The organism is Kitasatospora sp. cg17-2 (assembly GCF_054031055.1).
Genome location: NZ_CM132923.1, coordinates 3,724,483 through 3,749,831, shown reverse-complemented (window position 1 = coordinate 3,749,831; position 25,349 = coordinate 3,724,483). Strand labels below are relative to the sequence as shown.

At 74.2% G+C, this 25,349-nt stretch carries 20 protein-coding genes; 13 read left to right on the top strand and 7 right to left on the bottom strand.

Going from position 1 to position 25,349, the window contains the following annotated elements; translation table 11 throughout:
- Positions 1-41 precede the first annotated feature (41 nt).
- The 3 genes from ACW14Y_RS15475 (at position 42) to ACW14Y_RS15465 (ending at position 2,734) form a co-directional block, all read left to right on the top strand.
- Complete coding sequence (locus tag ACW14Y_RS15475; RefSeq protein WP_456987198.1) at positions 42-1,502, top strand: AAA family ATPase; 1,461 nt, start codon at positions 42-44, stop codon at positions 1,500-1,502.
- A complete protein-coding gene (locus ACW14Y_RS15470; protein ID WP_340634840.1) occupies positions 1,499-1,876 on the top strand; it encodes a nucleotide pyrophosphohydrolase in 378 nt (125 codons plus the stop codon). The genes ACW14Y_RS15475 and ACW14Y_RS15470 overlap by 4 nt, the downstream gene beginning before the upstream one ends.
- Positions 1,877-2,035: 159 nt before the next feature.
- Positions 2,036-2,734, top strand: a complete 699-nt coding sequence (locus ACW14Y_RS15465) for a DUF6099 family protein (RefSeq protein WP_380305698.1) — start codon at positions 2,036-2,038, stop codon at positions 2,732-2,734.
- Here the strand turns inward: ACW14Y_RS15465 and ACW14Y_RS15460 are convergent.
- A complete protein-coding gene (locus tag ACW14Y_RS15460) occupies positions 2,650-2,874 on the bottom strand; it encodes a hypothetical protein (RefSeq protein ID WP_380305700.1) in 225 nt (74 codons plus the stop codon). The genes ACW14Y_RS15465 and ACW14Y_RS15460 overlap by 85 nt on opposite strands.
- Positions 2,875-3,223: 349 nt before the next feature.
- A complete protein-coding gene (gene dapD, locus ACW14Y_RS15455) occupies positions 3,224-4,213 on the bottom strand; it encodes a 2,3,4,5-tetrahydropyridine-2,6-dicarboxylate N-succinyltransferase (RefSeq protein WP_266269429.1) in 990 nt (329 codons plus the stop codon).
- A 134-nt stretch (positions 4,214-4,347) separates the two neighbouring features.
- Here dapD and ACW14Y_RS15450 point away from each other — a divergent pair, with 134 nt between their 5' ends.
- The 3 genes from ACW14Y_RS15450 to argF all read left to right on the top strand — a co-directional run bounded on the left by ACW14Y_RS15450 (position 4,348) and on the right by argF (position 9,700).
- On the top strand, positions 4,348-5,820 hold the full coding sequence (locus ACW14Y_RS15450) for a hypothetical protein (RefSeq protein ID WP_456987195.1): 1,473 nt from the start codon (positions 4,348-4,350) through the stop codon (positions 5,818-5,820).
- A complete protein-coding gene (locus ACW14Y_RS15445; RefSeq protein ID WP_456987193.1) occupies positions 5,817-8,579 on the top strand; it encodes a polynucleotide kinase-phosphatase in 2,763 nt (920 codons plus the stop codon). The genes ACW14Y_RS15450 and ACW14Y_RS15445 overlap by 4 nt, the downstream gene beginning before the upstream one ends.
- A 119-nt stretch (positions 8,580-8,698) precedes the next feature.
- Positions 8,699-9,700 (top strand): ornithine carbamoyltransferase, encoded by a 1,002-nt coding sequence (gene argF, locus ACW14Y_RS15440; protein WP_380391736.1) that lies wholly within the window; start codon positions 8,699-8,701, stop codon positions 9,698-9,700.
- 34 nt (positions 9,701-9,734) lie between these two features.
- Here the strand turns inward: argF and ACW14Y_RS15435 are convergent, their stop codons facing one another.
- Both ACW14Y_RS15435 and ACW14Y_RS15430 read right to left on the bottom strand, forming a co-directional pair.
- Positions 9,735-10,286, bottom strand: coding sequence for a superoxide dismutase family protein (locus tag ACW14Y_RS15435; RefSeq protein WP_456987191.1), 552 nt, complete (start codon positions 10,284-10,286; stop codon positions 9,735-9,737).
- 249 nt (positions 10,287-10,535) lie between these two features.
- The gene (locus ACW14Y_RS15430) at positions 10,536-10,985 is read right to left on the bottom strand and encodes a type II toxin-antitoxin system VapC family toxin (RefSeq protein WP_456987189.1); all 450 of its coding nucleotides are present in this window, start codon (positions 10,983-10,985) and stop codon (positions 10,536-10,538) included.
- Between the two features lie 344 nt (positions 10,986-11,329).
- Here ACW14Y_RS15430 and acnA point away from each other — a divergent pair, with 344 nt between their 5' ends.
- Both acnA and ACW14Y_RS15420 read left to right on the top strand, forming a co-directional pair.
- Positions 11,330-13,978 (top strand): aconitate hydratase AcnA, encoded by a 2,649-nt coding sequence (acnA, locus tag ACW14Y_RS15425; RefSeq protein ID WP_380305715.1) that lies wholly within the window; start codon positions 11,330-11,332, stop codon positions 13,976-13,978.
- 207 nt (positions 13,979-14,185) lie between these two features.
- The gene (locus ACW14Y_RS15420; RefSeq protein WP_456987186.1) at positions 14,186-15,493 is read left to right on the top strand and encodes a glycoside hydrolase family 18 protein; all 1,308 of its coding nucleotides are present in this window, start codon (positions 14,186-14,188) and stop codon (positions 15,491-15,493) included.
- Between the two features lie 69 nt (positions 15,494-15,562).
- Here ACW14Y_RS15420 and pepN read toward each other — a convergent pair whose 3' ends face one another.
- Positions 15,563-18,124: an aminopeptidase N gene (pepN, locus tag ACW14Y_RS15415; RefSeq protein ID WP_456987184.1), complete on the bottom strand. Its 2,562-nt coding sequence runs from the start codon at positions 18,122-18,124 to the stop codon at positions 15,563-15,565.
- A gap of 269 nt (positions 18,125-18,393) precedes the next feature.
- Between pepN and ACW14Y_RS15410 the strand changes: the two genes are divergently transcribed.
- On the top strand, positions 18,394-19,053 hold the full coding sequence (locus ACW14Y_RS15410) for a mycothiol-dependent nitroreductase Rv2466c family protein (protein WP_380391722.1): 660 nt from the start codon (positions 18,394-18,396) through the stop codon (positions 19,051-19,053).
- Positions 19,054-19,137: 84 nt separating this feature from the next.
- On the opposite strand, the gene ACW14Y_RS15405 is transcribed toward ACW14Y_RS15410, so the two are convergent.
- Complete coding sequence (locus ACW14Y_RS15405) at positions 19,138-20,559, bottom strand: amino acid permease (protein ID WP_380305723.1); 1,422 nt, start codon at positions 20,557-20,559, stop codon at positions 19,138-19,140.
- Positions 20,560-20,894: 335 nt separating this feature from the next.
- Between ACW14Y_RS15405 and ACW14Y_RS15400 the strand changes: the two genes are divergently transcribed.
- From ACW14Y_RS15400 to ACW14Y_RS15385, 4 genes are all read left to right on the top strand, one after another.
- Positions 20,895-21,500, top strand: a complete 606-nt coding sequence (locus tag ACW14Y_RS15400) for a biotin transporter BioY (RefSeq protein ID WP_380305725.1) — start codon at positions 20,895-20,897, stop codon at positions 21,498-21,500.
- A 58-nt stretch (positions 21,501-21,558) separates the two neighbouring features.
- Positions 21,559-22,050 carry a ribose-5-phosphate isomerase gene (locus ACW14Y_RS15395; protein WP_266269417.1) on the top strand — a complete coding sequence of 164 codons (492 nt, stop codon included), beginning with the start codon at positions 21,559-21,561 and terminating at the stop codon, positions 22,048-22,050.
- Between the two features lie 490 nt (positions 22,051-22,540).
- A complete protein-coding gene (locus ACW14Y_RS15390; protein WP_340634831.1) occupies positions 22,541-23,683 on the top strand; it encodes a PP2C family protein-serine/threonine phosphatase in 1,143 nt (380 codons plus the stop codon).
- A 506-nt stretch (positions 23,684-24,189) separates the two neighbouring features.
- Complete coding sequence (locus ACW14Y_RS15385) at positions 24,190-24,384, top strand: hypothetical protein (protein ID WP_030397386.1); 195 nt, start codon at positions 24,190-24,192, stop codon at positions 24,382-24,384.
- A gap of 37 nt (positions 24,385-24,421) precedes the next feature.
- Here the strand turns inward: ACW14Y_RS15385 and ACW14Y_RS15380 are convergent, their stop codons facing one another.
- Positions 24,422-25,216: a DUF6348 family protein gene (locus ACW14Y_RS15380; RefSeq protein WP_380303370.1), complete on the bottom strand. Its 795-nt coding sequence runs from the start codon at positions 25,214-25,216 to the stop codon at positions 24,422-24,424.
- Positions 25,217-25,349 lie beyond the last annotated feature (133 nt).

Below are 25,349 nucleotides of genomic sequence, written 5' to 3'. Positions count from 1 at the left end.
GGCACGTTTCTGCCGCGCGACCGGCGGCTAACGTCCGACGGGTGAACCGCGACGCCACCCGCCCCGCCGTGCCGGCCCACCCGCAGCAGCGCACCCCGGAACCAGGACCGGCGGCCGCGACCGCCCGGCGCCCGATCGTCGAGGAGCTCCGGCTCACCTCCTTCAAGTCCTACCGGCGCGCGACCCTCCCGCTCGCCCCCCTCACCGTGCTGCACGGCCCCGCCGGCGTCGGCAAGTCCAACGCGCTCGACGCCCTCGCCGTCCTCTCCCGACTCGCCCTCGGAGAGGAGATCGGCGACTCCCTCGACGGCCGGCCCGGCACCACCGGGCCGCTCGCCGCCCCCGTCCGCGGCGGCCTCGCCGGGTGCGTGCCGCACGGCCGCGACGCCTTCATCCTCGGCTGCACCGTCCGCTCCCCGGACGGGCCGATCGCCCTGGAGGTCGTCGTCCGCACCGACGGCCCCGTCCGCATCGCCAGGGAGCAGCTCACCCTCGACGGCCGGACCCTCGTCGAAACCGGCGAACAGGACCTGCGCCACCGGCGCGTCAACGTCAGCTGGCACAACGACACCCGGCAGGGAGACATCCGCGCCCCCTTCCCCAGCGGCACCCTGGTCACCGCCCAGATCCCGCTGCGCGTGGCCGGATCCTCGCCCGGCGAACGCAAGGTCCTCGGGGCCGCCGAACACCTGCTCACCGCGCTGCGCGAGGTCTTCCCCGTCTGCCCCGTGCCCGCCCTGATGCGGGGCTGGGCCCGTCCCCACCCGCAGGCCAGGCTGCTCAGCTCGGCCGCCAACATCTCCGCCGTCGTCGCCCGGCTCGGCAACGAGTGCGGCCGCCGGTTCGGGCAGCTGCTGCGCGTCGTCCAGTCCGCCGCCCCGCACCCGCTGCTCGGCCTCGACCTCGCCCACCGCGGCACCGGCGCCGACCGGCGGGTGCTCGCGGTGTTCGACGAGGGCGTCCTCGGCCGCACCGGGGCCGACCAGGCCTCCGACGGCATGCTCCGCCACCTCGCCTTCGCCGCCGTGCTGCTCACCGGCGCCGGCGTGCTGGACCTCGACGTGGCCGCCGAGGTGCCGTGGGCGCAGCGGCAGCTCACCGTGCTGGCGGAGGACCTCGGCGCCGGGCTCTCCACGGACCAGGCCGCCTCGCTGCTGCGGCTCGCCCGCGACATGGCGGGGCGCAACCAGCTGCGGGTGCTGGCCACGCTCCAGGAGCCGGCGGCGGCCCGGGACGCCCTGGGCGGGCCGGGTGAACTGCCGGGCGGGGTGGCGGTGGTGGAGTGCCGGCGCGATCCGAGCTCGGGGCTCACGGTGCTGCGGACCGAGACGGCGCGGGTGCCGGTCCAGGCGGTGCGCGACGGCGTACCGGCGGCCCCGGGTCCGTCGGCGGGGTCGGGGCCGAGGTCGGGCCAGGGGGCGGGGGTGCCGTCGCCGGAGTCCTGGGCGCCGGGCCCCGGGGCCGACCGGACCGCGGGCGATGCGGTAGACCTGGACAGGTGAACGAACGACACACGGAACCCGCCGGGCCGACCCTGGAGGAGCTGCGGCAACGGCTCGTGGCCTTCGCCGCGGCCCGCCGCTGGGAGCCCTTCCACACCCCCAAGAACCTCGCCTCGGCCCTGACCGTGGAGGCCGGCGAGCTGCTGGAGATCTTCCAGTGGCTCACCCCCGAGCAGGCGGCCGCCGTGATGGCCGACCCGGACCGCGCCCACCGGGTGCGGGACGAGGTGGCCGACGTGCTCGCCTACCTGCTCCAGTTCTGCACGGCCGTCGGGGTCGATCCGCTGACGGCCCTGGCCGCCAAGATCGAGCGGAACGAACTGCGCTTCCCGGTCCCCGACTTCCCCGCCGAGGGCGAGGAAGTCAACCCGTAGGGCTGTCCATACCCCCTGCGGGGGACGGAAGTTGTCCACAGCCCCGGGGTTGTCCACAGCTTTCCGAAGTCCGGATGCGCCGCCCCTGCGCCCCGTCGCACCCTCTCACCGTGACCGCACGGCAAGGCGCCGCGCGGGCGACGGAAGGGGTGTCCGGCCGTGGAAGCGCTGCGACTGATCAAGACCGCCCGGCACGCCCTGGCGGAGACCAGGAACGTCCCCGACGTGCTGGCCGAGGCCCGGCAGGCCGCGCTGCTCACCGAGGCGGTGGCCACCCGGCTCGCCAGATCGGGGGAGGAGGGGCTCTCCGGCCTCGGGCAGCTGCTGGCCGAGGCGGCCACCCACGCGGCCTGCTGCCTGGAGCACCCGGAGGAGGGCGCCCCCTCGGCGTCCGCCTTCGGGCCGGGCGGCCGGGCCCGAAGGCTCACCGAGCTCGGGGAGTTCGGGCCGATGCTCGACGAACTCGGCCGCCTGCTGCGGGACATGGGGGAGACGCTGGTCGTGCTGGCCTGCGGGGCCGACACCGAGAGCCTCTACTGGGCCTGCATCGACGGGGTCGACGCGGGAGCGGAGTGCACCCAGCTGGTCGACCAACTGCTGGACGCCGTACGGCAGGCGGCGGGCGAGCGGCCCGAGGAGTACGACGCGGAGCCGTGCGCGGCGGCGGAGGGCGGGCCCGGGGAGCCGTTCGGGCCGGACGGTGCCCGAGGGCTCCCCGAACCGGTGGCGGAGCACGAGGAGCGGTTACTGGTGCTCCGGCTCGACCCGCCGGGTCAGCGGGCGGCGGCGAGCCCGCCGTCCTCGCCGTCGGCGGAGCCGGTCGCGGCGGGGGAGGTGGTACGGGCACCGATGGCCTGAAGGTCGGCGAGGTCCGCGGTCACCGAGGCGAGCAGTTCCTGCATCTGCTCCAACAGGCTCTTCGGGGCGGCCGGCGCCGCCGCCCCGTGGGCGGTGGGGTAGGGCGAGGTGGTGGACACCTCGGACCAGGGCTCGGACATGCGGGGACCTCTTCGGATCGGTGGTGCGGTGTGGAACGGTCGGCGGGCGGCCGGACGCGGTCCCCGCCGCTGCAACCAACGAACACCCCGCCGCGCGGTCACCGGCCACCACTCGATGCGGTCCAACCACCGGCACGGGTAAGCCGCCCGGGTGACCCCGGGCTTGCCGCCACCGACCGGCCTGGGCTACGGCCGCCCAGGTGCGCGGAGCGCTGCCGAGGGCCGTGCTTCCCCCGGGAGGCCCGCCCCTGTGGCGGCCGCCGGGGGACCGGAACAGCTGATGCCGGGGCTCCGAGCCATTGGCTCGGAGCCCCGGCACCGGGAGCCGGACCCTCAGGGGCGGGTGGGGTCAGTTGTGCGCGTGGAGGTCGGCGTTGAGGCCGCCCCAGGAGCCGGAGCGGGCGATGACCTCGACGGCGCCGGTCTGCGAGTTGCGGCGGAACAGGAGGTTGTCCTGACCGGACAGCTCGACGGCCTTGGCCACGGTGCCGTCCGGGGTGGTCACCCGGGTGCCGGCGGTGACGTAGAGGCCGGCCTCGACGACGCAGTCGTTGCCGAGCGAGATGCCGATACCCGCGTTGGCGCCGAGCAGGCAGCGCTCGCCGACGGAGACGACCTGCTTGCCGCCACCCGACAGGGTGCCCATGATCGAGGCGCCGCCGCCGATGTCGCTGTGGTCGCCGACCACGACGCCGGCACTGATCCGGCCCTCGACCATCGAGGTGCCCAGCGTGCCCGCGTTGAAGTTGACGAAGCCCTCGTGCATCACGGTGGTGCCGACGGCCAGGTGCGCGCCGAGGCGGACGCGGTCCGCGTGGGCGATGCGCACACCGGAGGGGGCGACGTAGTCGGTCATCCGCGGGAACTTGTCGATCCCGTAGACGGCGAGCTGCCCGCCCTGGGCGCGCACGGCCAGCCGGGCCTGCTCGACCTTGTCCACCGGGACGGGGCCGATGCTGGTCCACGCCACGTTGGCGAGCAGCCCGAAGACACCGTCCAGGCTCAGACCGTGCGGCTGGACCAGACGGTGGCTGAGCAGGTGCAGACGCAGGTAGGCGTCGTGCGCGTCGAGCGGCTTCTCGTCCAGCGAGGCGATGGTGGTGCGCACGGCGACCACCTCGACACCGCGGCGGGCGTCGGCGCGCAGTGCCTCGGCGGCACCCGCGCCCAGCTCGGCCTCGGCCTGTTCGGCGGTCAGGAGGACGGTCCCGGCCGGGCCGGGTGCGGCGTTCAGCGCGGGGGCCGGGTACCAGGTGTCGAGGACGGTGCCGTCCGCGGCGATGGTGGCCAGACCTGCGGCAACGGCGCCGCTCACGGGGGAGGTGGATTCAGCAGTCACATCGTGCACGTTAACGAATCAGGGCGGCCGTTGCCGAACGCGCTCACCGTCCGGACCGATCGGCGGCTCGCGGCGCACCGGGGAAAATCCGGCGGTCGGGCGGGCGCGGCTGGGCGATACTCGGACGGGTGTTCATGTCGATCTCCACCACCGGATCCACCGGAGCCACCGGCCCCGCCGGGGAAACCGCCCCGACCGGCCCGACCGGCCCCGCCGGTACCCCCGGACGCCCGGCCGCCGATCTGGCGCGCCTGCTGCACCGGCGGCCGGACACGGTGCACCGGGTCGCGACCGCGTTCGGTGAGGCGCACGTCTTCTTCCCCGAGGCCGACGCGGAACGCTGCACCGCCGTCCTGCTGGCGGAACCCGACCCGGAGGCACCGGGGCGAGGCCGCCGGGGCAAGGGCCGGCCGCCCGCGGTGCCCGACGCGCACGTCGGCGACCGCCCCTACGCGGCCTCCTCGGTGTTCGCGGCGGTGCTGCGGACGGTGTTCCGGCAGCCGCTCGCGCAGTTGCCCGGGTCGTCCGGGTCGCTGGGGTCGTCCGGGTCGCCCGCGACGTCCGACTCGCCCGACTCGGCCGGGGACGAGGTGCTGCCGCTGGAGATCGAGCTGCCGGTCGTCCGCGCGGACCGGGAGCCGGGGCCCGCCCCGGGTGGTGTCGACGGTGCCGAGCTGGCGCGGCGGCTGTTCGAGCCGCTGGGCTGGCGGGTCGAGGCGGCGGAACTGCCGCTGGACGCGGAAGCCGCCCTCGGTGGCTCGCCGTACCTGCGGCTCGGGCTGGCCGCGCCGGCGGTCCGGCCGGTCGAGGCGCTGCGGCAACTGTCGGCGCTGCTGCCGGTGCTGGACGGCGCCGCGCACCACTGGGTGCCGCCGGAGCGGGCGGATGTCGACGGGCTGCTCGCCGCCCACCCCGAGCGGGCCGTGATCGCCCGCCGTCTGGCCCGGCACGGCCACGCCGTGGCCTGGGGCGAGGAGGAAGAGGACGACCGCGTCGGCGCGGCAGCGGTGCGGGCCGCGCTGGGCACGGTCGGGGCCGGCCGGGTGGTGCACCTCGGGTGCGGGAACGGCGAACTGCTCGCCGGGCTGCTCGCGGACGGCGGCTTCACCGAACTGCTGGGCGTGGACGTCTCACCGGCGGCCCTCGCTGCGGCCGCCCGCCGGCTGGGGCTGGAGCGGACGGCGGACCCGGCGCCGGAGTGGGAGTCGGGGAGCGGCGCGGGCCGCCCCCGGGTCCGTCTGGTGCAGGGCGCGCCGGTCTACGCGGACGCCCGGCTGACGGGGTTCGACGCGATGGTGTTCGAAGCCGCGGCCGTGGCGCCGGCCGTGGCCACGCCCGGGCCTCCGGCCGCGACCGGGACGACGGACCGGGTGACGCCCGCCGCGCACCCGGCGTACCGGGAGCACGCGGTGTTCGGCGCCGCCCGCCCGCCGGTCGTGGTCGCGACCGCGCCGCCCGGCGCCGACGGGGCGGCCTTCGCCGCCTGGGCGCACCGGACGGCCGCCGGGCACGGTTACGCCGTCACCCTCCCGTCGGTTCCCCGACCGCCCCTGCTCGCCCTGTTCGAACGCGCTGCCCCGGCCCCCGGAGGAGGTGGGCCCCGATGACCCGGCCCGACGACACACCCAGCACCCCGACCACCCGGACCACCCCGACCACCCCGACCCCGATCACCCCGAGCTCCACCCCCACCCCCACCCCGGAGCGGGTCCCCGGACCCCACCCCGTCCTCCCCGTGACCGAGGGCTCCCTCGTCCTCCTGGTCGGCACCAGTGCCGCGGGCAAGTCGACCTTCGCCCGCCGTCACTTCCGCCCCAGCGAGGTGGTCTCCTCCGACACCTGCCGCGCCCTGGTCGGCGACGACGAGAACGACCAGTCCGTCACCGCGGACGCCTTCGAGCTGCTGCACTTCCTGGTCGGCAAGCGCCTGGCGGCCGGCCGGCTGACCGTCGTGGACGCCACCAACGTGCAGGCGGACGCCCGCAAGCAGTTGCTCGCCGTCGCCCGGGAGCACGACGCGCGGGCGGAGGCGATCGTGCTCGACGTCCCGGTGGGCGTGTGCGCCGAGCGCAACCGCACCCGCCCGGACCGCGAGCTGCCGGCGTTCGTGATCCCGCGCCAGCACCGGGAGCTGCGCGCCTCCCTCCCGGGCCTGGCCAAGGAGGGCTTCCGCCGGGTCCATGTGCTGCGCGGGGCGGCCGAGGTGGCGTCCGCCGAGGTGGTGCTGGAGCGCCGGCGCGCCGATCTGCGCCATCTGACCGGCCCGTTCGACCTGGTCGGCGATGTGCACGGGTGCCGGTCCGAACTGGAGACGCTGCTGGGGCGGCTCGGCTACCGGCTGGTGCGGGACGCGGCGGGCCGCCCGGTGGACGCGGTGCCGCCGGCCGGCCGGACGGCGGTGTTCGTCGGCGACCTGGTCGACCGGGGCCCGGACACCCCGGGCGTGCTGCGCCTGGTGATGGGCATGGTGGCGGCGGGTCACGCGCTCTGCGTGTCGGGCAACCACGAGCTGAAGGTGGCCCGCGCCCTGGACGGCGACCGGGTGACCCTCTCCTACGGCCTGCGGGAGTCGATGGAGCAGCTGGGCGCGGAGCCGGCGGAGTTCCGGGCCGAGGTGCGGGAGTTCGTGCGGGGCCTGGCCGACCACTACCTGCTGGACGGCGGCGCCCTGGTGGTCTGCCACGCGGGGCTGCCGGAGCGGTACCACGGCCGTTCCTCGGGCCGGGTGCGGTCGCACGCGCTGTACGGCGGCACGACGGGGGAGACCGACGACTACGGACTGCCGGTGCGTCAGGCCTGGGCGGAGGAGTACCGGGGGCGGCCGCTGGTGGTCTACGGGCACACGCCGCTGCCGGTGGCGAGCTTCCTGTACAACACGGTCTGCCTGGACACCGGTTGTGTCTTCGGCGGCGCGCTGACGGCGTTGCGGTACCCGGAGCGCGAGCTGGTCCGGGTGGAGGCGGAGCGCCGGTGGTACGAGCCGGTCCGGCCGTTGCTGAGCGGTGCGCCGGGCGGCCGGGAGGGGCGTCCGCTGGACGTGGCGGACGTGGCGGGGCCGCACACGGTGGAGACGGCGCTGCACGGGACGGTGGCGGTGCGGCCGGGGAACGCCGCCGCGGCGCTGGAGACGGTGGGGCGGTCCTCGGTCGACCCCCGGCTGCTGGTGTACCTGCCGCCGTCGGTGCCGCCGGTGGGTGCCGCCCGTCGGCCGGGTTTCGCGGAGCACCCGGACGAGGCGTTCGCCGGGTACCGGGCGGACGGGGTCGGGCGGGTGCTGTGCGCGGAGCTGCTGCCGGGGCCGCGCGCGGTGGTGCTGGTGGCGCGGGACGACGCGGCGCTGGCGCGGCGGTTCGGTCCGGCCGGGCCGGGGGCGGTCTGGTCGCGGACCGGGCGGGCGCTGTTCGGCCCGGTGGAGGAGGCGGAGCTGCTGGCCCGGCTGCGGGCGGCGGCGGAACGGTCGGGGCTCTTCGAGGAGCTGGGGAGCGGCTGGCTGCTGCTGGACGCCGCCCTGACGGGGGTGCCCGCACCGGGCGCCGATGTCGACCCGGACCTCGCGGCGTCCTCGGCGGAGGCCCGGCGGGGCCGGAACGCGGCGGCGGTGGCGTCGGCGGGGGCGCTGCTGCCGCCGGTGCTGTCCGCGCTGGAACGGGCGGCGGCCCGGGGGCTGGACGTCGCCGGGCTGCTCGACCGGCAGCGTGACCGGGCGGCGGACCTGCGGGACTTCGCCGGGGCGCACCGGCGGGCGGGGGTGCCGGGGCGTGTGCTGCTGGCTCCGTTCCGGCTGCTGGCCGCCGAGGGCGCGAATCTCGCGACCGGTCCCGAGCGGGAGCACCTGGCCCGGATCGACCGCCTGGTCGAGGCCGACCGGACGGCCCCCGCCGACGGCACGGCCCCCGCCGACCGGACGGCCCCCGCTGACGGCACCGCCCCCGCCCCCGTCCTGTACCGGACGGCCCACCGCTGGGTGGACACCGCGGACGAGGAGTCCACGGCCGCCGCCGTCGCCTGGTGGGAGGAGCTGACGGCGGCGGGCGGCGCGGGCATCGTGGTCCGTCCGCCGGTGTCGCCGACGCGGACGGCGCCGGGGGAGGGCCGCCCGGGCGGGCTGGTGCAGCCGGCGGTGCGGGTCAGGGGCCGCGAGTGGCTGAGGCTGCTCCACGGCCCGGCCCGGGCGGCACAGCCGCCCGACCTGTCCCGGCCGTCCGGCGGCGCGTCGGGCCTGCGGCGCTCGCTGGCGCTGCGCGAGTACGCGCTGGGCCTGGAGGCCCTGGACCGGCTGGCCGCCGGGGAGCCGCTGTGGCGGGTGCACCAGGCGGTCTTCGCGGTCCTCGCCCTGGAGTCGGAGCCGGTGGACCCGCGGCCGTGAGCAGGCGGCGGGTGGGCGGCCGGCAGGGGTATCAGTGCATACAAATTCTGAGCATCGTATAGACTTGCCGCTTTCCACTCGCCCGCCCGTCACCGTCACCGTCATCACAGGAGCCCGGCATGGCGTACAACCTCCGGAACAGACACTTCCTCAAGGAGCTCGACTTCACCCCCCAGGAGTTCCGCTTCCTGGTGGACCTCGCCGCCACCCTGAAGGCGGCGAAGTACGCGGGCACCGAGCAGCCCCGGCTGCGCGGCAGGAACATCGCGCTGATCTTCGAGAAGACCTCCACCCGGACCCGCTGCGCCTTCGAGGTGGCCGCGCACGACCAGGGCGCCACCACCACCTACCTGGACCCGGCCGGTTCGCAGATCGGGCACAAGGAGTCGATCAAGGACACCGCCCGGGTGCTCGGCCGGATGTTCGACGGCATCGAGTACCGGGGGCACGGGCAGGCGGTGGTCGAGGAGCTGGCCGCGTACGCGGGGGTGCCGGTCTGGAACGGCCTCACCGACGAGTGGCACCCGACCCAGATGCTGGCCGACGTGCTCACGGTCACCGAGCACACCACCAAGCCGCTCACCGAGGTGACGCTCGCCTACCTCGGCGACGCGCGCTCCAACATGGGCAACTCGCTGCTGGTGACCGGCGCGCTGCTCGGCATGGACATCCGGATCGTCGCGCCGCGCGCGCTCTGGCCGGACGAGGAGGTGCGCAAGGCCGCGGAGTCGCTGGCCGGGGACACCGGGGCCCGGATCACCCTCACCGAGGACGTCGCCGAGGGCGTCGCGGGCGCCGACTTCCTCTACACCGACGTGTGGGTCTCGATGGGTGAGCCCAAGGAGGTCTGGGCCGAGCGGATCGCGCTGCTCAGGCCGTATCAGGTGTCGATGGAGACGGTGCGGGCGACCGGCAACCCGCGGGTGAAGTTCCTGCACTGCCTGCCGGCCTTCCACGACCTCGGCACGGTGCTCGGCCGGCAGCTGTTCGAGGAGACCGGCATGGCCGAGCTGGAGTGCACCGACGAACTGTTCGAGTCGGCGCACTCCGTGGTCTTCGACCAGGCCGAGAACCGGTTGCACACCATCAAGGCCGTCCTTGTCGCCACCCTCGGCAACTGACCCGACATCCCCGGACGGTCGAAGGCCCGTCCCGCTACAGGGTCTGGCCGTCCAGGTCCTCCAGGTTCACGCAGGCGGCCCGCTCGGCGGCGGTGTGCGCGCCGACCGGGGTGCCCGCGTGCAGGACCAGGGAGCGGGCCTCGCCCGGCCGGGGCCGCCAGGCCACCGAGGTGGCGGCGGTGCCCTCGCCCTGCCCGTCGGTGTGCAGGGCGAGCCGCAGTTCGTTGCGGTCGTTGGCGTAGGCGGGGTCGGTGGACGGGCTGACCGGGTCCACCGCGTCCTGGTAGTGCGGGCCGGACGCGGCCGGGTCGGCCCCGCACGCGCCGGTGTGCAGGTGCACCGGGAACTCGTGGTCGGCGGCGACCCCGGACACGCTCATGGTGAGGATCGTGCGGCCGGGCACCGAGCGGTCGACGATCACCCGCACGTGCGAGCCGAACGGCACCAGGTCCGGTGCGTGGCTGATCGCGGTCGGCGGGAGGAAGGCGGTGGCCGGGTCGAAGTCGGCCTCGGTGACCGAGACCGGCGAGGCGGCGGGCGCCAGCAGGGCGAGCGGGAGCAGGGCGGCGGCGAGCGGAGCGGGCATCGGCGGACCTCTTCGGGTGGGGGCGCGGGGGCGCGCGCACCCGGACCGGGTACGCGGCGGACCTGACGCCCCGTTCAACGGCCCCGCGGGCACCCCGGACACGCCTGGTCGTCCCACCCGTCCCGCGGGAGCGGCCCCACCCGCGCCCTGCCCGGCCGTCCCGCCCGTCCCGTGCGAGCGGCCCGCTCCGCGCCCTGCCCGGCCGTCCCACCCGTCCCGCGCGAGTGGCCCGCTCCGCCCCCGTTCGTCCTACGTGCCGGACCGGCCGATCCCCCGGATCTCGCACCGGGGCCCGGTGGCCCGCATCAGCCGCAGGTCGGCCGTGACCAGCGGTGCGCCGACCAGTTCCGCCACCGCCACGTACGCGGCGTCGTCGGGGGTGAGGTTGTCCTTGAGCTCCCAGATCCGCCCGAGCAGCGGCTCGACCGGGATCTTGCGGATCGCCAGCCGGGGCAGTTCGGCGGTGAGCTCGCGGACCCGTTCGGCGTCGAGTTCGCGGGCCAGGTAGAGGCCGCGCAGGGACTGCATCACCTCGACGACGACGTGCTCGGGCGCCACCCACTCCCCGTCCGCGGCCAGTTCGGCGCGGGCGGCGGTGCCGCGCTCGCCCTCGTCGGCCAGTGCGAGCACCAGCGCGGACGCGTCCACCACGATCATCGGTCGGCCCCCGGCCCGTTCGGCATGTCCTTGGTCGGCCACGCTACCGGGGTGCTCCGCCCGGGCCTGCGGCGGCGGGTGCGGCGGCGGGTGCTCGACGGTTGCTGGACGGGTCCGCACGGCGCCGGCCGCGTGGTAACGCGGGGGCGCGTGGCGCGCCTCCGGGGGGAGGGGGCAGGCTGGACGTGGTGCCGACGTGGCGGACGCTGCGCCATGCACTATGGTTTATCTCGACATCGAGATAACTCCGCCTTAAGATATATCTCGACATCAAGATACTTGCCGAGAGGCGCTCACCGGCGGTGCGGGCAAGGTAAGCCTAAGTAAGGCTGACCTTACCACCGTGGCGGCCGGATACCGCACGAAGCACCTAGAAGGAGTCAGTCGTGTCCGCGAACAGCTTCGACGCCCGCAGCTCGCTGCAGGTGGGCGACGAGTCGTACGAGATCTTCAAGCTCTCCGCCGTCGAGGGGTCCGAGCGGCTGCCCTACAGCCTCAAGGTGCTGCTGGAGAACCTGCTCCGCACCGAGGACGGCGCCAACATCACCGCCGACCACATCCGGGCCCTCGGCGGCTGGGACGCCGACGCCCAGCCGAGCCAGGAGATCCAGTTCACGCCGGCCCGCGTGATCATGCAGGACTTCACCGGCGTGCCGTGCGTGGTCGACCTCGCCACCATGCGTGAGGCCGTCAAGGAGCTGGGCGGCGACCCGGCCAAGATCAACCCGCTGGCCCCGGCCGAGCTGGTCATCGACCACTCCGTCATCGCGGACAAGTTCGGCACCCCGGACGCCTTCGTCCAGAACGTCGAGATCGAGTACGGCCGCAACAAGGAGCGCTACCAGTTCCTGCGCTGGGGCCAGACCGCCTTCGACGAGTTCAAGGTCGTCCCCCCGGGCACCGGCATCGTCCACCAGGTGAACATCGAGCACCTGGCCCGCACCGTCATGGTCCGCGGCGGCCAGGCCTACCCGGACACCTGCGTCGGCACCGACTCGCACACCACCATGGTCAACGGCCTGGGCGTGCTGGGCTGGGGCGTCGGCGGCATCGAGGCCGAGGCCGCGATGCTCGGCCAGCCGGTCTCCATGCTGATCCCGCGCGTCGTCGGCTTCAAGCTGACCGGCGAGCTGCCGGCCGGCACCACCGCCACCGACCTGGTGCTCACCATCACCGAGATGCTGCGCAAGCACGGTGTGGTCGGCAAGTTCGTCGAGTTCTACGGCGACGGCATCGGCTCGATCCCGCTGGCCAACCGCGCCACCATCGGCAACATGTCGCCGGAGTTCGGTTCGACCTGCGCGATCTTCCCGATCGACGCCGAGACCATCAACTACCTGAAGCTCACCGGCCGCGACGCGCAGCAGCTCGCCCTGGTCGAGGCGTACGCCAAGGAGCAGGGCCTCTGGCACGACCCGTCGGTCGAGCCGGTCTACTCCGAGTACCTCGAGCTGGACGTCTCCACCGTCGTCCCGTCGATCTCCGGCCCGAAGCGCCCCCAGGACCGCGTGGTCCTGGCCGAGGCCGCCGCGAAGTTCGCCGAGGCGCTGCCGACCTACTCCGCCGAGGCCTCGAAGCCGACCGCCGTCACCGCCCCCGACGGCTCGACCTACGAGATCGACAACGGCGCGGTCGTGATCGCCTCGATCACCTCCTGCACCAACACCTCCAACCCCTCCGTCATGCTGGGCGCCGCCCTGCTGGCGAAGAAGGCCGTGGAGAAGGGCCTGACGGTCAAGCCCTGGGTCAAGACCACCCTGGCGCCGGGCTCCAAGGTCGTCATGGACTACTACGAGAAGGCCGGCCTGCTCCCGTACATGGAGAAGCTGGGCTTCAACCTGGTCGGCTACGGCTGCGTCACCTGCATCGGCAACTCGGGCCCGCTGCCCGAGGAGGTCTCGGCCGCCGTCAACGAGGCCGACCTCGCGGTCGTCTCGGTGCTCTCCGGCAACCGCAACTTCGAGGGCCGGATCAACCCGGACGTCAAGATGAACTACCTGGCCTCCCCGCCGCTGGTGGTCGCCTACGCCCTCGCCGGCAACATGAACATCGACATCACCCGTGACGCCCTGGGCCAGGACGCCGACGGCAACGACGTCTTCCTCGCCGACATCTGGCCGTCCGAGCAGGAGGTCGCCGACACCGTCGCCGGCTCCATCGACGAGGCCATGTTCGACAAGGGCTACCAGGACGTCTTCGCCGGTGACCACCGCTGGCAGTCGCTCCCGGTCCCGACCGGCAACACCTTCGAGTGGGACGCCGAGTCCACCTACGTCCGCAAGCCCCCGTACTTCGAGGGCATGGCCAAGACCCCGAGCCCGGTGAACGACATCGCCGGCGCCCGCGTCCTGGCCAAGCTGGGCGACTCGGTCACCACCGACCACATCTCCCCGGCCGGCAACATCAAGCCGGGCACCCCGGCGGCGCAGTACCTGACCGCCAACGGTGTCGAGAAGCGCGACTTCAACTCCTACGGCTCGCGCCGTGGCAACCACGAGGTCATGATCCGCGGCACCTTCGCCAACATCCGCCTGCGCAACCAGATCGCGCCGGGCACCGAGGGCGGCTACACCCGCGACTTCACCCAGGCCGACGCGCCGGTGTCGTTCATCTACGACGCCTCGCAGAACTACCAGGCCGCCGGCACCCCGCTGGTCGTCCTGGCCGGCAAGGAGTACGGCTCCGGCTCGTCCCGCGACTGGGCCGCCAAGGGCACCGCGCTGCTCGGCGTCAAGGCCGTCATCGCCGAGTCCTACGAGCGCATCCACCGCTCGAACCTGATCGGCATGGGTGTCCTCCCGCTGCAGTTCCCGGAGGGCGAGAACGCCGACTCGCTGGGCCTGACCGGCGAGGAGACCTTCTCCTTCACCGGTGTGACCGAGCTCAACGAGGGCCGCACCCCGAAGACCGTCCGGGTCGTCGCCGGTGACAAGGAGTTCGACGCGGTCGTCCGCATCGACACCCCCGGTGAGGCGGACTACTACCGCAACGGCGGCATCCTGCAGTACGTGCTGCGCAGCCTGATCAACGGCTGACCACCCGGCAGTACCCGCACGGCCTGAGAGGGGCCGGACCGCGTCCGCGCGGTCCGGCCCCTTTCGCGTGCCGCCTGCTCGCGTGCCGCCTTTTTGCATGCTGCACCGTCCGGATCCGTCCCCTTGTGCGGCCCGGGCGCAATGGACTAAACCTCTTTGTCAGTCTGGTCCAGACCATTTGACGACGTCTCAGAGGACAGGTCAGGTATGCCCACACGTGCCTCCGCCATGCTCGCCGCCGCCACCGTCGCCGCACTGCTGACCACCACCGCCACCGCGACCGTCGCCGAGGCCCACCACGGCCCGAGGCTCGAGGGCCAGCGGGTCGGCTACTTCACCCAGTGGGGCGCGGACAGCTCCGCGAAGCGCGTCCAGGAGACGGGGCAGGCCGGCCGACTCACCGTGATCAACTACGCCTTCGGCAACGTCTCCGCCGACGGCACCTGTTTCGAGACCGACGAGGCCGGCCAGGGCGACGCCCACAACGACTACCAGCGGGCGTTCTCCGCCGCCGACTCGGTGGACGGCGTGGCCGACGCCCCCGGCCAGCGGCTCAAGGGCCACTTCAACCAGCTGCGCAAGCTGAAGGCGAAGAACCCCCGGCTCAGGACGGTGATCTCGCTGGGCGGCTGGAGCTGGTCCAAGTACTTCTCGGACGCCGCCGCCACCGACGAGGCCCGCAGGAAGTTCGTCTCCTCCTGCCTCGACCTCTACCTCAAGGGCGACCTGCCGCGGCTCGCCGGCTCCCCGGAGGGCGGCCCCGGCGCGGCCGCCGGGGTCTTCGACGGCATCGACCTCGACTGGGAGTACCCGGGCGGCGGCGGTGACGCGGGCAACGTGGTCCGCCCCGAGGACGGGCACAACTTCACCCTGCTGGTGGCCGAGTTCCGACGGCAGCTGGACGCCCTGGGCGGCCGCAAGGGCAAGCACTACCTGCTGACCGCCGCGGTCGCCGCCAACGAGACCGTCGCCGACCGGCTGGAGCTGCCCGAGGTCGCGGAGTCCGTCGACTGGCTCAACCTGATGACCTACGACCTGCACGGTCCCTGGGAGGGCAAGGGCCCGGCCAACCACCAGGCCAACCTCTACTCCGACCCGGCCGACCCCGACGCACGGCAGCGCAGCGCCGACAAGGCCGTGACGCACTACCAGGAGCGCGGCCTGCCCGCCGAGCAGCTCGTCCTCGGTGCGCCGTTCTACGGCCACGGCTGGACCGGGGTGCCGGCCGGGAACCGCGGCGGCCTGTACCAGAAGGCCACCGGTACGGTGCCGGACCTCTCCTACAAGGAGATCAACGCGCTGCCCGGCCGGACGTACGTGGACCGCGACCACGGCGCGTCCTGGAAGTACGACGGCACCACCTTCTACAGCTTCGACTCGGCCGAGGTGCTCACCGAGAAGGCCCGCTACGCCCGCTGGAACGACCTGGGCGGCGTGATGGTGTGGTCGCTGGACGGCGACGACGCGCGGGGCAGCGGGATCGCCGCCCTGGACAAGGGCCTGCGCGGCAAGTGATCCGGCGCTGAGCCGCCGGTACGACGGGGGCCCGCCGCGACACGTCGCGGCGGGCCCCCGGGCGGTCGCTCAGCCCCGGTCGCAGGCCTGCGCCCGCAGCGCCCTGGCCAGGTCGTCCCGGCGCTCCAGCACCAGCCGGCGCAGCGCGGGCGCCGCGTCCGGGTGGCCGGTCAGCCAGGTGTCGGCCTCGGCCAGGGTGGCCTCGTCGACCTGGGTCTGCGGGAAGAAGCCGCCGACGATCCGCATCGCGATCTCGATGGTCCGCTCGGCCCAGACCCGCTCCAGCAGCTTGAAGTAGGGCGCCGCGTAGAGGGCGGTCAGGTCGCGGTGGTACCACCGCGAAGCGGCGATGTTGGCCTCGACCAGCGCGTTGGGCAGCTCGTCGGAGTCGATCACGGCGGACCAGGCGGCGGCCTTGGCCTCCGGGGTCGGCCGGGCGGCCAGGCACTGGGTGTGCTGGCGGCGGCCGCTCGCGGTGTTGTCGGCGGCCAGCTCCCCGGCCAGCTCCTCCTCGCCGGCCTGGCCGGAGGCGGCCAGCGTCAGCCACAGCGCCCAGCGCAGCTCCTGGTCGACGTCCAGGCCGTCGATCCGGGCGCTGCCGGCCAGCAGGCCGCGGACCAGGCCGAGGTGCTCGGAGCCGTTGGCGGTCTGGGCGAGGAACCGGGCCCAGGCCAGCTGGTGGTCGCTGCCGGGCGCGGCGGCGCGCAGTTCGCGCAGCGCGCTGTCGGCGAGCAGCCGGCCGCCCTCGCCGCGCCAGGCGGGGTCGGCGTAGAGGTCGACGGCGGTCTTGGCCTGGGCGTGCAGCGACTGCAGGACGCCGATGTTGGCCTCCTGACCGCCGAACCGCAGGACCAGCGCGACGTAGTCGCGGGCCGGCATCAGGGCGTCCCGGGTGAGGTTCCAGACGGCGGACCAGGCGAGCGCGCGGGCCAGGTCGTCCTTGATGTCGCCGAGCCCGGTGCGCAGGGTCTCCAGCGACTCCTCGTCGAAGCGGATCTTGCAGTACGTCAGGTCGTCGTCGTTGAGCAGGACGAGCGCGGGCCGGGCGCGGCCGGCGGCGCCGTCGACGACGGTGCGGGCGCCGGTGACGTCCAGTTCGAAGCGCTCGGTGCGCACCAGGGCGCCGTCGGCGTCGCGGTCGTAGAGGCCGACCGCGATCCGGTGCGGGCGCTGGACGTCGCCGTCCTGGAGCACGGCGAGTTCGGTGATCCGGCCCTCGGCGTCGACGGTGAGCTGCGGGGTGAGGGTGTTGACGCCGGCGGTCTGCAGCCAGGCGGCGGCCCAGGACTTGAGGTCGCGGCCGCTGGTCTCCTCCAGGATGTCCAGCAGGTCGGCGAGTTCGGTGTTGCCGAAGGCGTGCCGGCGGAAGTAGCGGCGGGCGCCCTCGAAGAAGGCGTCGGCGCCGGCGTACGCCACGAGCTGCTTGAGCACCGAGGCGCCCTTGGCGTAGGTGATGCCGTCGAAGTTGAGCTTGGCGTCCTCGAGGTCCCGGATGTCCGCCGTGATCGGGTGGGTGGTGGGGAACTGGTCCTGCCGGTAGGCCCAGGCCTTGCGCTGGTTGGCGAAGGTGACCCAGGCGGCCTGGTAGCGGGTGCCGGCGCCGACCAGCCCGTAGGAGCCCATGAAGTCGGCGAAGGACTCCTTCAGCCACAGGTCGTCCCACCAGCGCATGGTGACCAGGTCGCCGAACCACATGTGCGCCATCTCGTGCAGGACGACGTTGGCCCGGGCTTCGTAGGCGGCGTCGGTGACCTTCGAGCGGAAGACGAACTCCTCGCGGAAGGTGACGCAGCCGGGGTTCTCCATCGCGCCGATGTTGTACTCGGGGACGAACGCCTGGTCGTACTTGCCGAAGGGGTACGGGTAGTCGAACTTCTCGTGGAAGAAGTCGAGTCCGAGCTTGGTGACGCCGAGGATCTCGTCGGCGTCGAAGTACGGGGCGAGCGAGCGGCGGCAGAGCGCGGCGAGCGGGATGTCGAGCACGGTGCCGTCGGCGAGGGTGCGGCTGTAGTGGTCGCGCACGACGTGGTACGGGCCGGCGACGACGGCGGTGAGATAGGTGGAGATCGGCTTCGTCGGCGCGAACTCCCAGGTGCGGGCGGTGCCGTCCTCGGTGACGCTCTCGTGCGCGGCGTTGGAGCGGACGTCCCAGGCGGCCGGCGCGGTGACGGTGAAGGTGAACGGCGCCTTCAGGTCGGGCTGTTCGAAGGTGGCGAAGACCCGGCGGGCGTCGGCCGGCTCGTAGTGGGTGTAGAGGTAGGTCTCGCCGTCGGCCGGGTCGGTGAAGCGGTGCAGGCCCTCGCCGGTGCGGCTGTAGGCGCAGTCGGCCTCGACGGTGAGCACGTTCTCGCCGGCCAGGCCGTCGACGTGCACCCGGGCGCCGTCGTAGGCGGTGGCCGGGTCGAGGGCGCGGCCGTTGAGGGTGACGGCGCGGACCGCGGGGGCGAGCAGGTCGACGAAGGTCGAGGCGCCCGGCTCGGCGCAGCGGAAGGCGACGGTGGTGGTGGACCGGAAGGTCGCGGCCGCCGGATCGGGGGCCGAGGTCAGGTCAAGCCGGACCCGGTAGCTGTCCACGGTGAGGATGCTGGCCCGCTGCTGGGCTTCGTCGCGGCTCAGGTTCTTGCCCGGCACGGCGGTACTCCTTTGTCCGGCTCGCACGGTGGTGCGGTCTTCGCTGGTGCACTGGTGCGGCGCTCTGTGACGCTGCGGGGGCATCCTTTCACGCCCCCCGCGCCGGTACCATTGCACAACTCGTCGGGGCGGGCCGGAATCACCGGCCGGGTCCGGGTGTTGGGGGGTGACGGGGCGGTCGCGCGGGTCCGCGCGGCCCCGGCCCCGACCGCTTTCCCGCCGCTTTTCCTCCCGGACGACTCCCGGACGACCCTCGAAGGACGACAGCCGTGACGACTGCCGCTGATTCCGCCGCCGGTTCCACCGCCACCGAGCGCAAGAGCGCCGACTTCTGGTTCGACCCGGCCTGTCCGTGGGCGTGGATGAGCTCCCGCTGGCTGATCGAGGTCCAGCAGCTCCGTCCGGTGGACGTGAAGTGGCACGTCATGAGCCTGTCGGTGCTGAACGAGCACCGCGACCTGCCGGCGAACTACCGGGAGCTGCTGGACAACGCCTGGGGCGCGGTGCGGGTGTGCATCGCCGCCGCGGAGAAGCACGGCGAGGAGGTGCTGGGCCGGCTGTACACCGAGCTGGGCACCCGTTTCCACAACCAGGGCCTGCCGCAGAACCGGGAGACGATCGAGGCGGCGCTGGCCGCGGCCGGTCTGCCGGTGGAGCTGGCCGAGGCCGCCGGTACCGACGCCCACGACGACGCCCTGCGGCTCTCGCACCAGGAGGGCATCACCCTGGTCGGCGAGGACGTCGGCACCCCGGTGATCGCGGTCGAGGGCGCGGACGGCGACCGGGTCGCGTTCTTCGGGCCGGTGGTGACCCCGACCCCGCGCGGCGAGGCCGCGGCCCGGCTGTGGGACGGCACGCTGCTGGTGGCCTCCACCCCGGGTTTCTACGAGCTCAAGCGGACCCGCACCGCGAGCCCGTCCTTCGAGTAGCAGTCGCCCAGCGGTAGCGCCGCGCACGCGGGAGGGCCCGGTACCAGGTGGTACCGGGCCCTCCCGCGTGTCGGGTCCGGCCCGTCAGTCGGTGGTGGTGGTCGCGGCGGCGTCGCGGCGCTGCTTCATCAGCCCGGCACCGATCAGCAGGGCGACCAGCACGCCGGCGGCGTACAGCTGCTCGCGGTTGCCCTCGGTGGTGGTCATCAGCGCCAGGATGCCGACGACGGCGGCCATCGCGATCCAGGTCAGGTACGGGTAGCCCCACATCCGGACGGTGAGCAGCTCGGGCGTCTCGCGCTCCAGCCGGCGGCGCATCCGCAGCTGGACGACGCAGATGAACAGCCAGACCACCAGGATGGCGACACCGGTGGTGTTCATCAGCCAGGTGAAGACGGTGTCGGGCCAGAACTTGGCGGCCAGGACGGCGCCGAAGCCGAACAGGCAGGAGGCCAGCACGGCCCGCCGGGGGACCCCGCCGCTGACCTTGGCGAGCGAGCGCGGGCCCTGGCCGCGGCCGACCAGCGAGTACGCCATCCGGGAGGCGCCGTAGATGTTGGCGTTCATCGCGGACAGCAGCGCGATCAGCACCACCACCTGCATGATCGTCCCGGAGCCGGGCACCCCGAGGTGGCTCAGCACGGTGACGTAGGGGCCGTCGGAGACGACCGCCGGGTCCTTCCAGGAGACCAGGGTGACGACCAGGGCCATCGAGCCGATGTAGAAGATCGCGATCCGCCAGACCGCGGTGCGCACGGCGTTGGCGACGTTGCGCTTGGGGTCGTCGGACTCGGCGGCGGCGATGGTGACGGTCTCCAGGCCGCCGTAGGCGAACACGGAGGCGAGCAGGCCGACGATCAGTCCGCTGGTGCCGTTGGGCAGGAAGCCGCCCTGGCCGGTGAGGTTGGCGGTGCCGGGGGCGCCGGGGCCGATCACCCCGGCCAGGCCGAGTCCGCCGAGCACCAGGAAGGCGACGATCGCGGCGACCTTGACGGTGGCGAACCAGAACTCGAACTCGCCGAAGTTCTTCACCGCGGTGAGGTTGCTGGCGCAGAAGAACACCATGAACAGGGCGACCCAGACCCAGGCGGAGACGCCGGGGACCCAGCCGTTGACGATCTTCCCGGCGGCGGTGGCTTCGGCGGCGACGCCGCAGCAGAGCATCACCCAGTACATCCAGCCGGCCGTGATCCCGGCCCAGGGGCCGATCTCCTTCTCCGCGTGCACGGAGAAGGAGCCGGAGGCGGGGCGGGCCGCCGACATCTCGCCGAGCATCCGCATGATCAGCATGACCAGCAGGCCGGAGAGCACGAAGGCCAGGATGATGGCGGGCCCGGCCGCGGCGATGCCCGCGCCGGAGCCGACGAAGAGGCCGGCGCCGATGACGCCGCCGAGCGCGATCATCGAGAGGTGGCGCTGCTTGAGCCCGTGGGAGAGCTGCTGGCCGCCGCCCGGGGGAGCGGGCGTGGTGGTCCCGGGCGCCGTGGGCGCGGAGGTGGGGGCCATGGGGGTGGGATCCAGACTGTTCGACATGCGGTGCGAGTTGCCCAATATCCGGGGACGAGGCCTTCGGCGCCAAGAATGTCCGGTTCGGGCCCAGAATGCGGACCCTGTCATGACTCTACTCGCCCATCCGCTCGCACTGGGTAGTGGAAAGCGGCCGGGAGCGGGCCGGGAGCGGGCGGCGGACGGGGGCGGGACCCGACAAGGACGGGGCCCGGGGGTTTGTCCGGATCCATGACGGTCGCCCGGGTGATCGACGCGTAGGTTCGGAGTGATCACTCACTCCGTCCGCCGGCCCCCGGGCCGTCCGGATCCGCACCGTGCCGAGGAGAAGCCCGATGGCCACCGCCAGCACCCCCGTCCCCAGCCGCGCCGTCCTGGCGGACCTGCTGCCCGCCGCCGGCACCCGCCTCGGCACCCAGGCCCGGGACCTCGCCCTGGTCGCCGGGGGCGCCGCCCTCACCGGCCTGGCCGCCCAGCTGTCGGTGAACGTCCCCGGCTCCCCGGTGCCGGTGACCGGCCAGACCTTCGCCGCCCTGCTGGTCGGCACCGCGCTCGGCGCCCGCCGCGGCGTCGCCTCGCTCGGCCTCTACCTGCTGGCCGGGGCGGCGGGCCTGCCGTGGTTCGCCGAGGCCACCTCCGGCTGGGCGATGGCCTCGTTCGGCTATGTGATCGGCTTCGTGCTCGCGGCCGGCCTGGTCGGCGCCCTGGCCCGGCGCGGCGCCGACCGCTCGCCGGTGCGCACCGCCGCCGCCATGGTGCTCGGCAGCCTCGCGATCTACGCCGTCGGGGTGCCCTACCTGGCGTTCGCGCTCGACGTGCCGCTCGCCCGCGCCGCCGAGCTCGGCCTCTACCCGTACCTGGTCGGCGACGCCCTGAAGGCCGTGCTCGCGGCCGGCGCCCTCCCGCTCGCCTGGAAGCTGCTCGGCCGCCGGGACTCGTGACCGGGGCTCACCGGCCCCCTGCGGAGCCCGGGTACGGGCGCATGCCACACTCATGGGCATGCGCGTGTACCTGGGCTCCGACCATGCCGGATACGAACTGAAGAACCACCTCGTGGAGTGGCTGAAGGAGGCGGGCCACGAGCCGGTCGACTGCGGGCCGCACATCTACGACGCCCTCGACGACTATCCGCCGTTCTGCCTGCGGGCCGCCGAGCGCACCGCCTCGGACCCGCAGTCGCTGGGCATCGTGATCGGCGGCTCGGGCAACGGCGAGGCGATCGCCGCCAACAAGGTCAGGGGCGTCCGCGCCGCGCTGGCCTGGAGCGAGCAGACCGCCGCGCTCGGCCGCGAGCACAACAACGCCAACGTGATCTCCATCGGCGGCCGGATGCACACCGAGGAGGAGGCGACCAAGTTCGTCGAGATCTTCCTCAACACCCCGTACAGCGGCGACGAGCGGCACACCCGCCGGATCGACATGCTGGCCGTGTACGAGACCACCGGCGAGCTCCCGCCGATCCCGGCCCACCACCCGCAGCAGGAGGGCTGACCCTCCCGCCCCTACCGGCCCCCTCGACCGGCCGCGCCCCGACGGCGCGGCCGGTCGCCGTGTTCCCGGGCCCGGCGCCGCCGCTCCGCGGGCCCCCGCGGAGCGGCCGGAACCGGCCGGACGGCAGCTGTGCGGCAGCTGGACGGCAGCTGTGTGTTCACCGTGTGTTCGCTGTGTGATCGGCCACAGCGCGTACCGCGGCGCGCGACCCGTCCGACCGCCCGCGCGCGGGCCGCGTGCGCCGCCCGGGCGGTTCGTACGCCCCGTGCCCGTACGCCTCCTGACGCTCCGGACGGCGCCCGCCGCAATCGGCCGAAACCCGCTGACACGCCCGCGCCAGCGGGACATCGCCACCGCCCCGGCCGTCGACGCCGACCGGGAGCGCTGGATATGGTCGGTCCCCATGGCTGGCAGACCGCCGGGCACACCGCCCCAGACGACTGCGACGAGGCCCGGCGCCGTACCGGCGTCCGACCCCGTGACGGCCCGGTTGCGCAAGAGGCTCCGCCGGGTCCGCCGAAGGCTGCGCACTGCCGCTGTCGACTGGTTCCGCGGCGGCGCCGCCGACTGGCCCGTGCTCTGCGCCCTGGCCCTGCTGGTGCCGCTGCTGATCGTGCTCAACGTCCGCTGGCCCGCCTGGGCCCCGCCCACCGCGCTGGTCCTGCCGATCCTGGCGGCCGCCCTGCTGCTGCGCCCCGGCTCGCTGGTGGTGCTGTACGCGCTCGCCGCGCTCGGGCTGTCCGCCGAGTCGGTCATCCACACCGGCCAGCGGGTCGCCAGCGACCATCCCGAGGCCTACACCTACGGGGTCACCCCCGGCGCCGCCCTGGTGGTCGGCGCGGCCGGGGTCGGCGGCCTGCTGCTGGCCCAGTTCCGCAGCCGGGTCGGCGTGCCCTGGTGGGGCGGCTCGACGATGCTGTTCGACCTGCGCGAGCGGCTCCGGGTGCAGAGCCGGGTGCCCCGGCTGCCGGAGGGATGGCACGCCGACATGGCGCTGCGCCCGGCCGGCGGGCAGTCCTTCTCCGGCGACTTCGTGGTCGCCGACCGCACCGGCCCCGGCCGGCGGGTGCTGGAGGTGGTCCTCGCGGACGTCTCCGGCAAGGGCATGGACGCGGGCTCCCGGGCCCTGCTGCTCTCCGGGGCGTTCGGCGGCCTGCTCGGCTCGCTGCCCGCGCACGACTTCCTCCCGGCCGCCAACGGCTATCTGCTGCGGCAGTCCTGGGAGGAGGGCTTCGCGACGGCCGTGCACCTGGTGCTCGACCTGGACAGCGGCGAGTACGAACTGCTCTCGGCCGGCCACCTGCCGGGGATGCAGCGGCTGGCGGGCGCCGGCCGCTGGGAGACCAAGGAGGCCCTGGAGGGCCCGGCGCTGGGCATCTACGACGGCGCCAAGTTCGAGGGCGTGCGGGGGCGGCTGAACCGGGGCGACGTGCTGATGCTGTGCACCGACGGCATGGTCGAGGCGCCCGGCCGGGACCTCTCCGAGGGCATGGACCGGCTGATGGGCGAGGCGGACCGGCTGGTGCCGGGCGGCGGCCCGGGCGCCGGCGGCGGCTCGGCGTCCCGGCTGATCGAGACGGTCGCCCGGGACATCAACGACGACCGCGCCGTCCTGCTGATCTGGCGCGACTGAGCGGCGCACCGGCCCCGGCCGGGGCCCGCGGACCGTGGCACGTGCCAACGGCAGCTGCTGTCAACCCCCTGAGCTGATCTTCGGCCAATTCCGTTGCTCCGGAGGCGGAGCGGACCTGCCGGTTCCGGTCCGGCCCGCCGAACGTTTCCCGGCCGCTCAGCGGCACCCCGCCGACGATTCGTCAGGATGTCTCGACTATCGTCCCGGTCGGCGGAAACTCGTCTCGCATCGCAGGATGTCGGCGTTCGACAGTCAGTCAGGCCTTTACGCAGTCGGCACGGTCGACCACACTGAGTCCGGGCGGGACTGTTCAGGATTCGGGGGATGGGGGGCGTCACATGCGGCACGAAGGACACCGTGCGGCCGTGCCGGGCGGCCTTCTCTCCGGCTTCGACGGGCCGGACGAACTGCTGTTCCGCCTCGGGACCGTCGGACAGGCCGGGGTCCGGCTTCACAGGGGTCGTCAGCCGGTGGCGCCCCGCTATGAAACGAGGAAGTGAGTCCGGGTGGCACTCTCCGTCTCCGCGCTGGTCCTGTTCGGCATCGTCTGCTTCATCTTCATCCGCCAGAAGCAGCTGAAGACCGGGCACTTCATCCTGGCCGCCCTGTTCGGCTTCATGCTCAACCAGAGCACGGCCGCCAAGCCGATCCAGGACTTCCTGAGCCAGGTCGCCAAGTCCATCTCCGGCATCGCCAGCTGATCTGCGGCCCGCCGGCCCTCCGCGGCCGGCGAACCGTTCACCGGTCCGCGCGTCTTGCCTGCCGCCACCGGGCGAAGAGGCCCTGCGGGCGTGCCGCCGCCACGGCCGCCGGCCGGGCCGACGCCGCTCCGTCGGCGCCCGCGGCCGGGGCCTGCGGCTCCCCGTGGGCCGTCAGCAGGACGAACAGCCGCGCCCAGCAGAGCCGTTCGCCGCGCGGCCAGTCCAGCGCGCGCAGCGCCGCCGAGGCCGCCTCGCTGACCTCGCCGTCGACCCGGACCTCGGCCACGTCGTCCCCCGCGCGGCCGCCCAGGAACAGCTTGACCCCGTGCGGCCGCCGCCCGCCCGGTCCGGCCAGCCCCGCCAGCAGCGCGGGCGCCAGCGCCGGCACCACCCGGTTCCCGGCCAGCCAGGCGGCCAGCCGCTCGTTGCCGAACCCGAACACCGCCGCCGGCCCCTGAACGGCGTGCCAGCCCGGCAGTTCGGGGTGGTCGGCGTGGTCGCCGTGCGCGCCCCGGCCCTCCCCCAGCTCGACCAGCGCGCTCGCCGTGGTGGTCGCCCACATCCGGACCGCGTTGTCGAGCTTCTCCTCCTCGGTCTTGCCGAGGCCCGCCGTGCAGTCCCACACCACCGGCGCGTCCGCCCGGCCGAGCTCCAGCACCCAGCCGAGGTCGACGTGCCCGGGGCCCTCGCCGTCCTGGTGCTCGCGCACGGCCACCGCCGTGGTGCCGGGACCGCGCACCACCTCGCCGTCGGCGGTGAACACCTGCCCGAGCCGTGCCATCTCCCGGACCACGCAGCGCTGTATGACGGCCAGTCGGTCCTGCGGGCGCACGGGGACTCCTAGGCTCTGGGCTTCGCATCGTCTCGAACTGTCGTCTGCCCGTCGAACTGCTCTCGAACGCCGCCGAGGCTATCGGCCCGGAGGCCCCCCGGGAAACCGCGCGGGCCCGGCGGGAGCGGGCCGG

Excerpts from the sequence above, each read along its gene's own strand:
- ACW14Y_RS15460 (WP_380305700.1), bottom strand. The coding sequence starts at position 2,874 with ATGTCCGAGCCCTGGTCCGAGGTGTCCACCACCTCGCCCTACCCCACC.
- ACW14Y_RS15450 (WP_456987195.1), top strand. The coding sequence starts at position 4,348 with ATGTCGATCTCCACCACCGGATCCACCGGAGCCACCGGCCCCGCCGGG.
- ACW14Y_RS15445 (WP_456987193.1), top strand. The coding sequence starts at position 5,817 with ATGACCCGGCCCGACGACACACCCAGCACCCCGACCACCCGGACCACC.
- argF (WP_380391736.1), top strand. The coding sequence starts at position 8,699 with ATGGCGTACAACCTCCGGAACAGACACTTCCTCAAGGAGCTCGACTTC.
- ACW14Y_RS15435 (WP_456987191.1), bottom strand. The coding sequence starts at position 10,286 with ATGCCCGCTCCGCTCGCCGCCGCCCTGCTCCCGCTCGCCCTGCTGGCG.
- ACW14Y_RS15420 (WP_456987186.1), top strand. The coding sequence starts at position 14,186 with ATGCCCACACGTGCCTCCGCCATGCTCGCCGCCGCCACCGTCGCCGCA.
- ACW14Y_RS15405 (WP_380305723.1), bottom strand. The coding sequence starts at position 20,559 with ATGGCCCCCACCTCCGCGCCCACGGCGCCCGGGACCACCACGCCCGCT.
- ACW14Y_RS15400 (WP_380305725.1), top strand. The coding sequence starts at position 20,895 with ATGGCCACCGCCAGCACCCCCGTCCCCAGCCGCGCCGTCCTGGCGGAC.
- ACW14Y_RS15395 (WP_266269417.1), top strand. The coding sequence starts at position 21,559 with ATGCGCGTGTACCTGGGCTCCGACCATGCCGGATACGAACTGAAGAAC.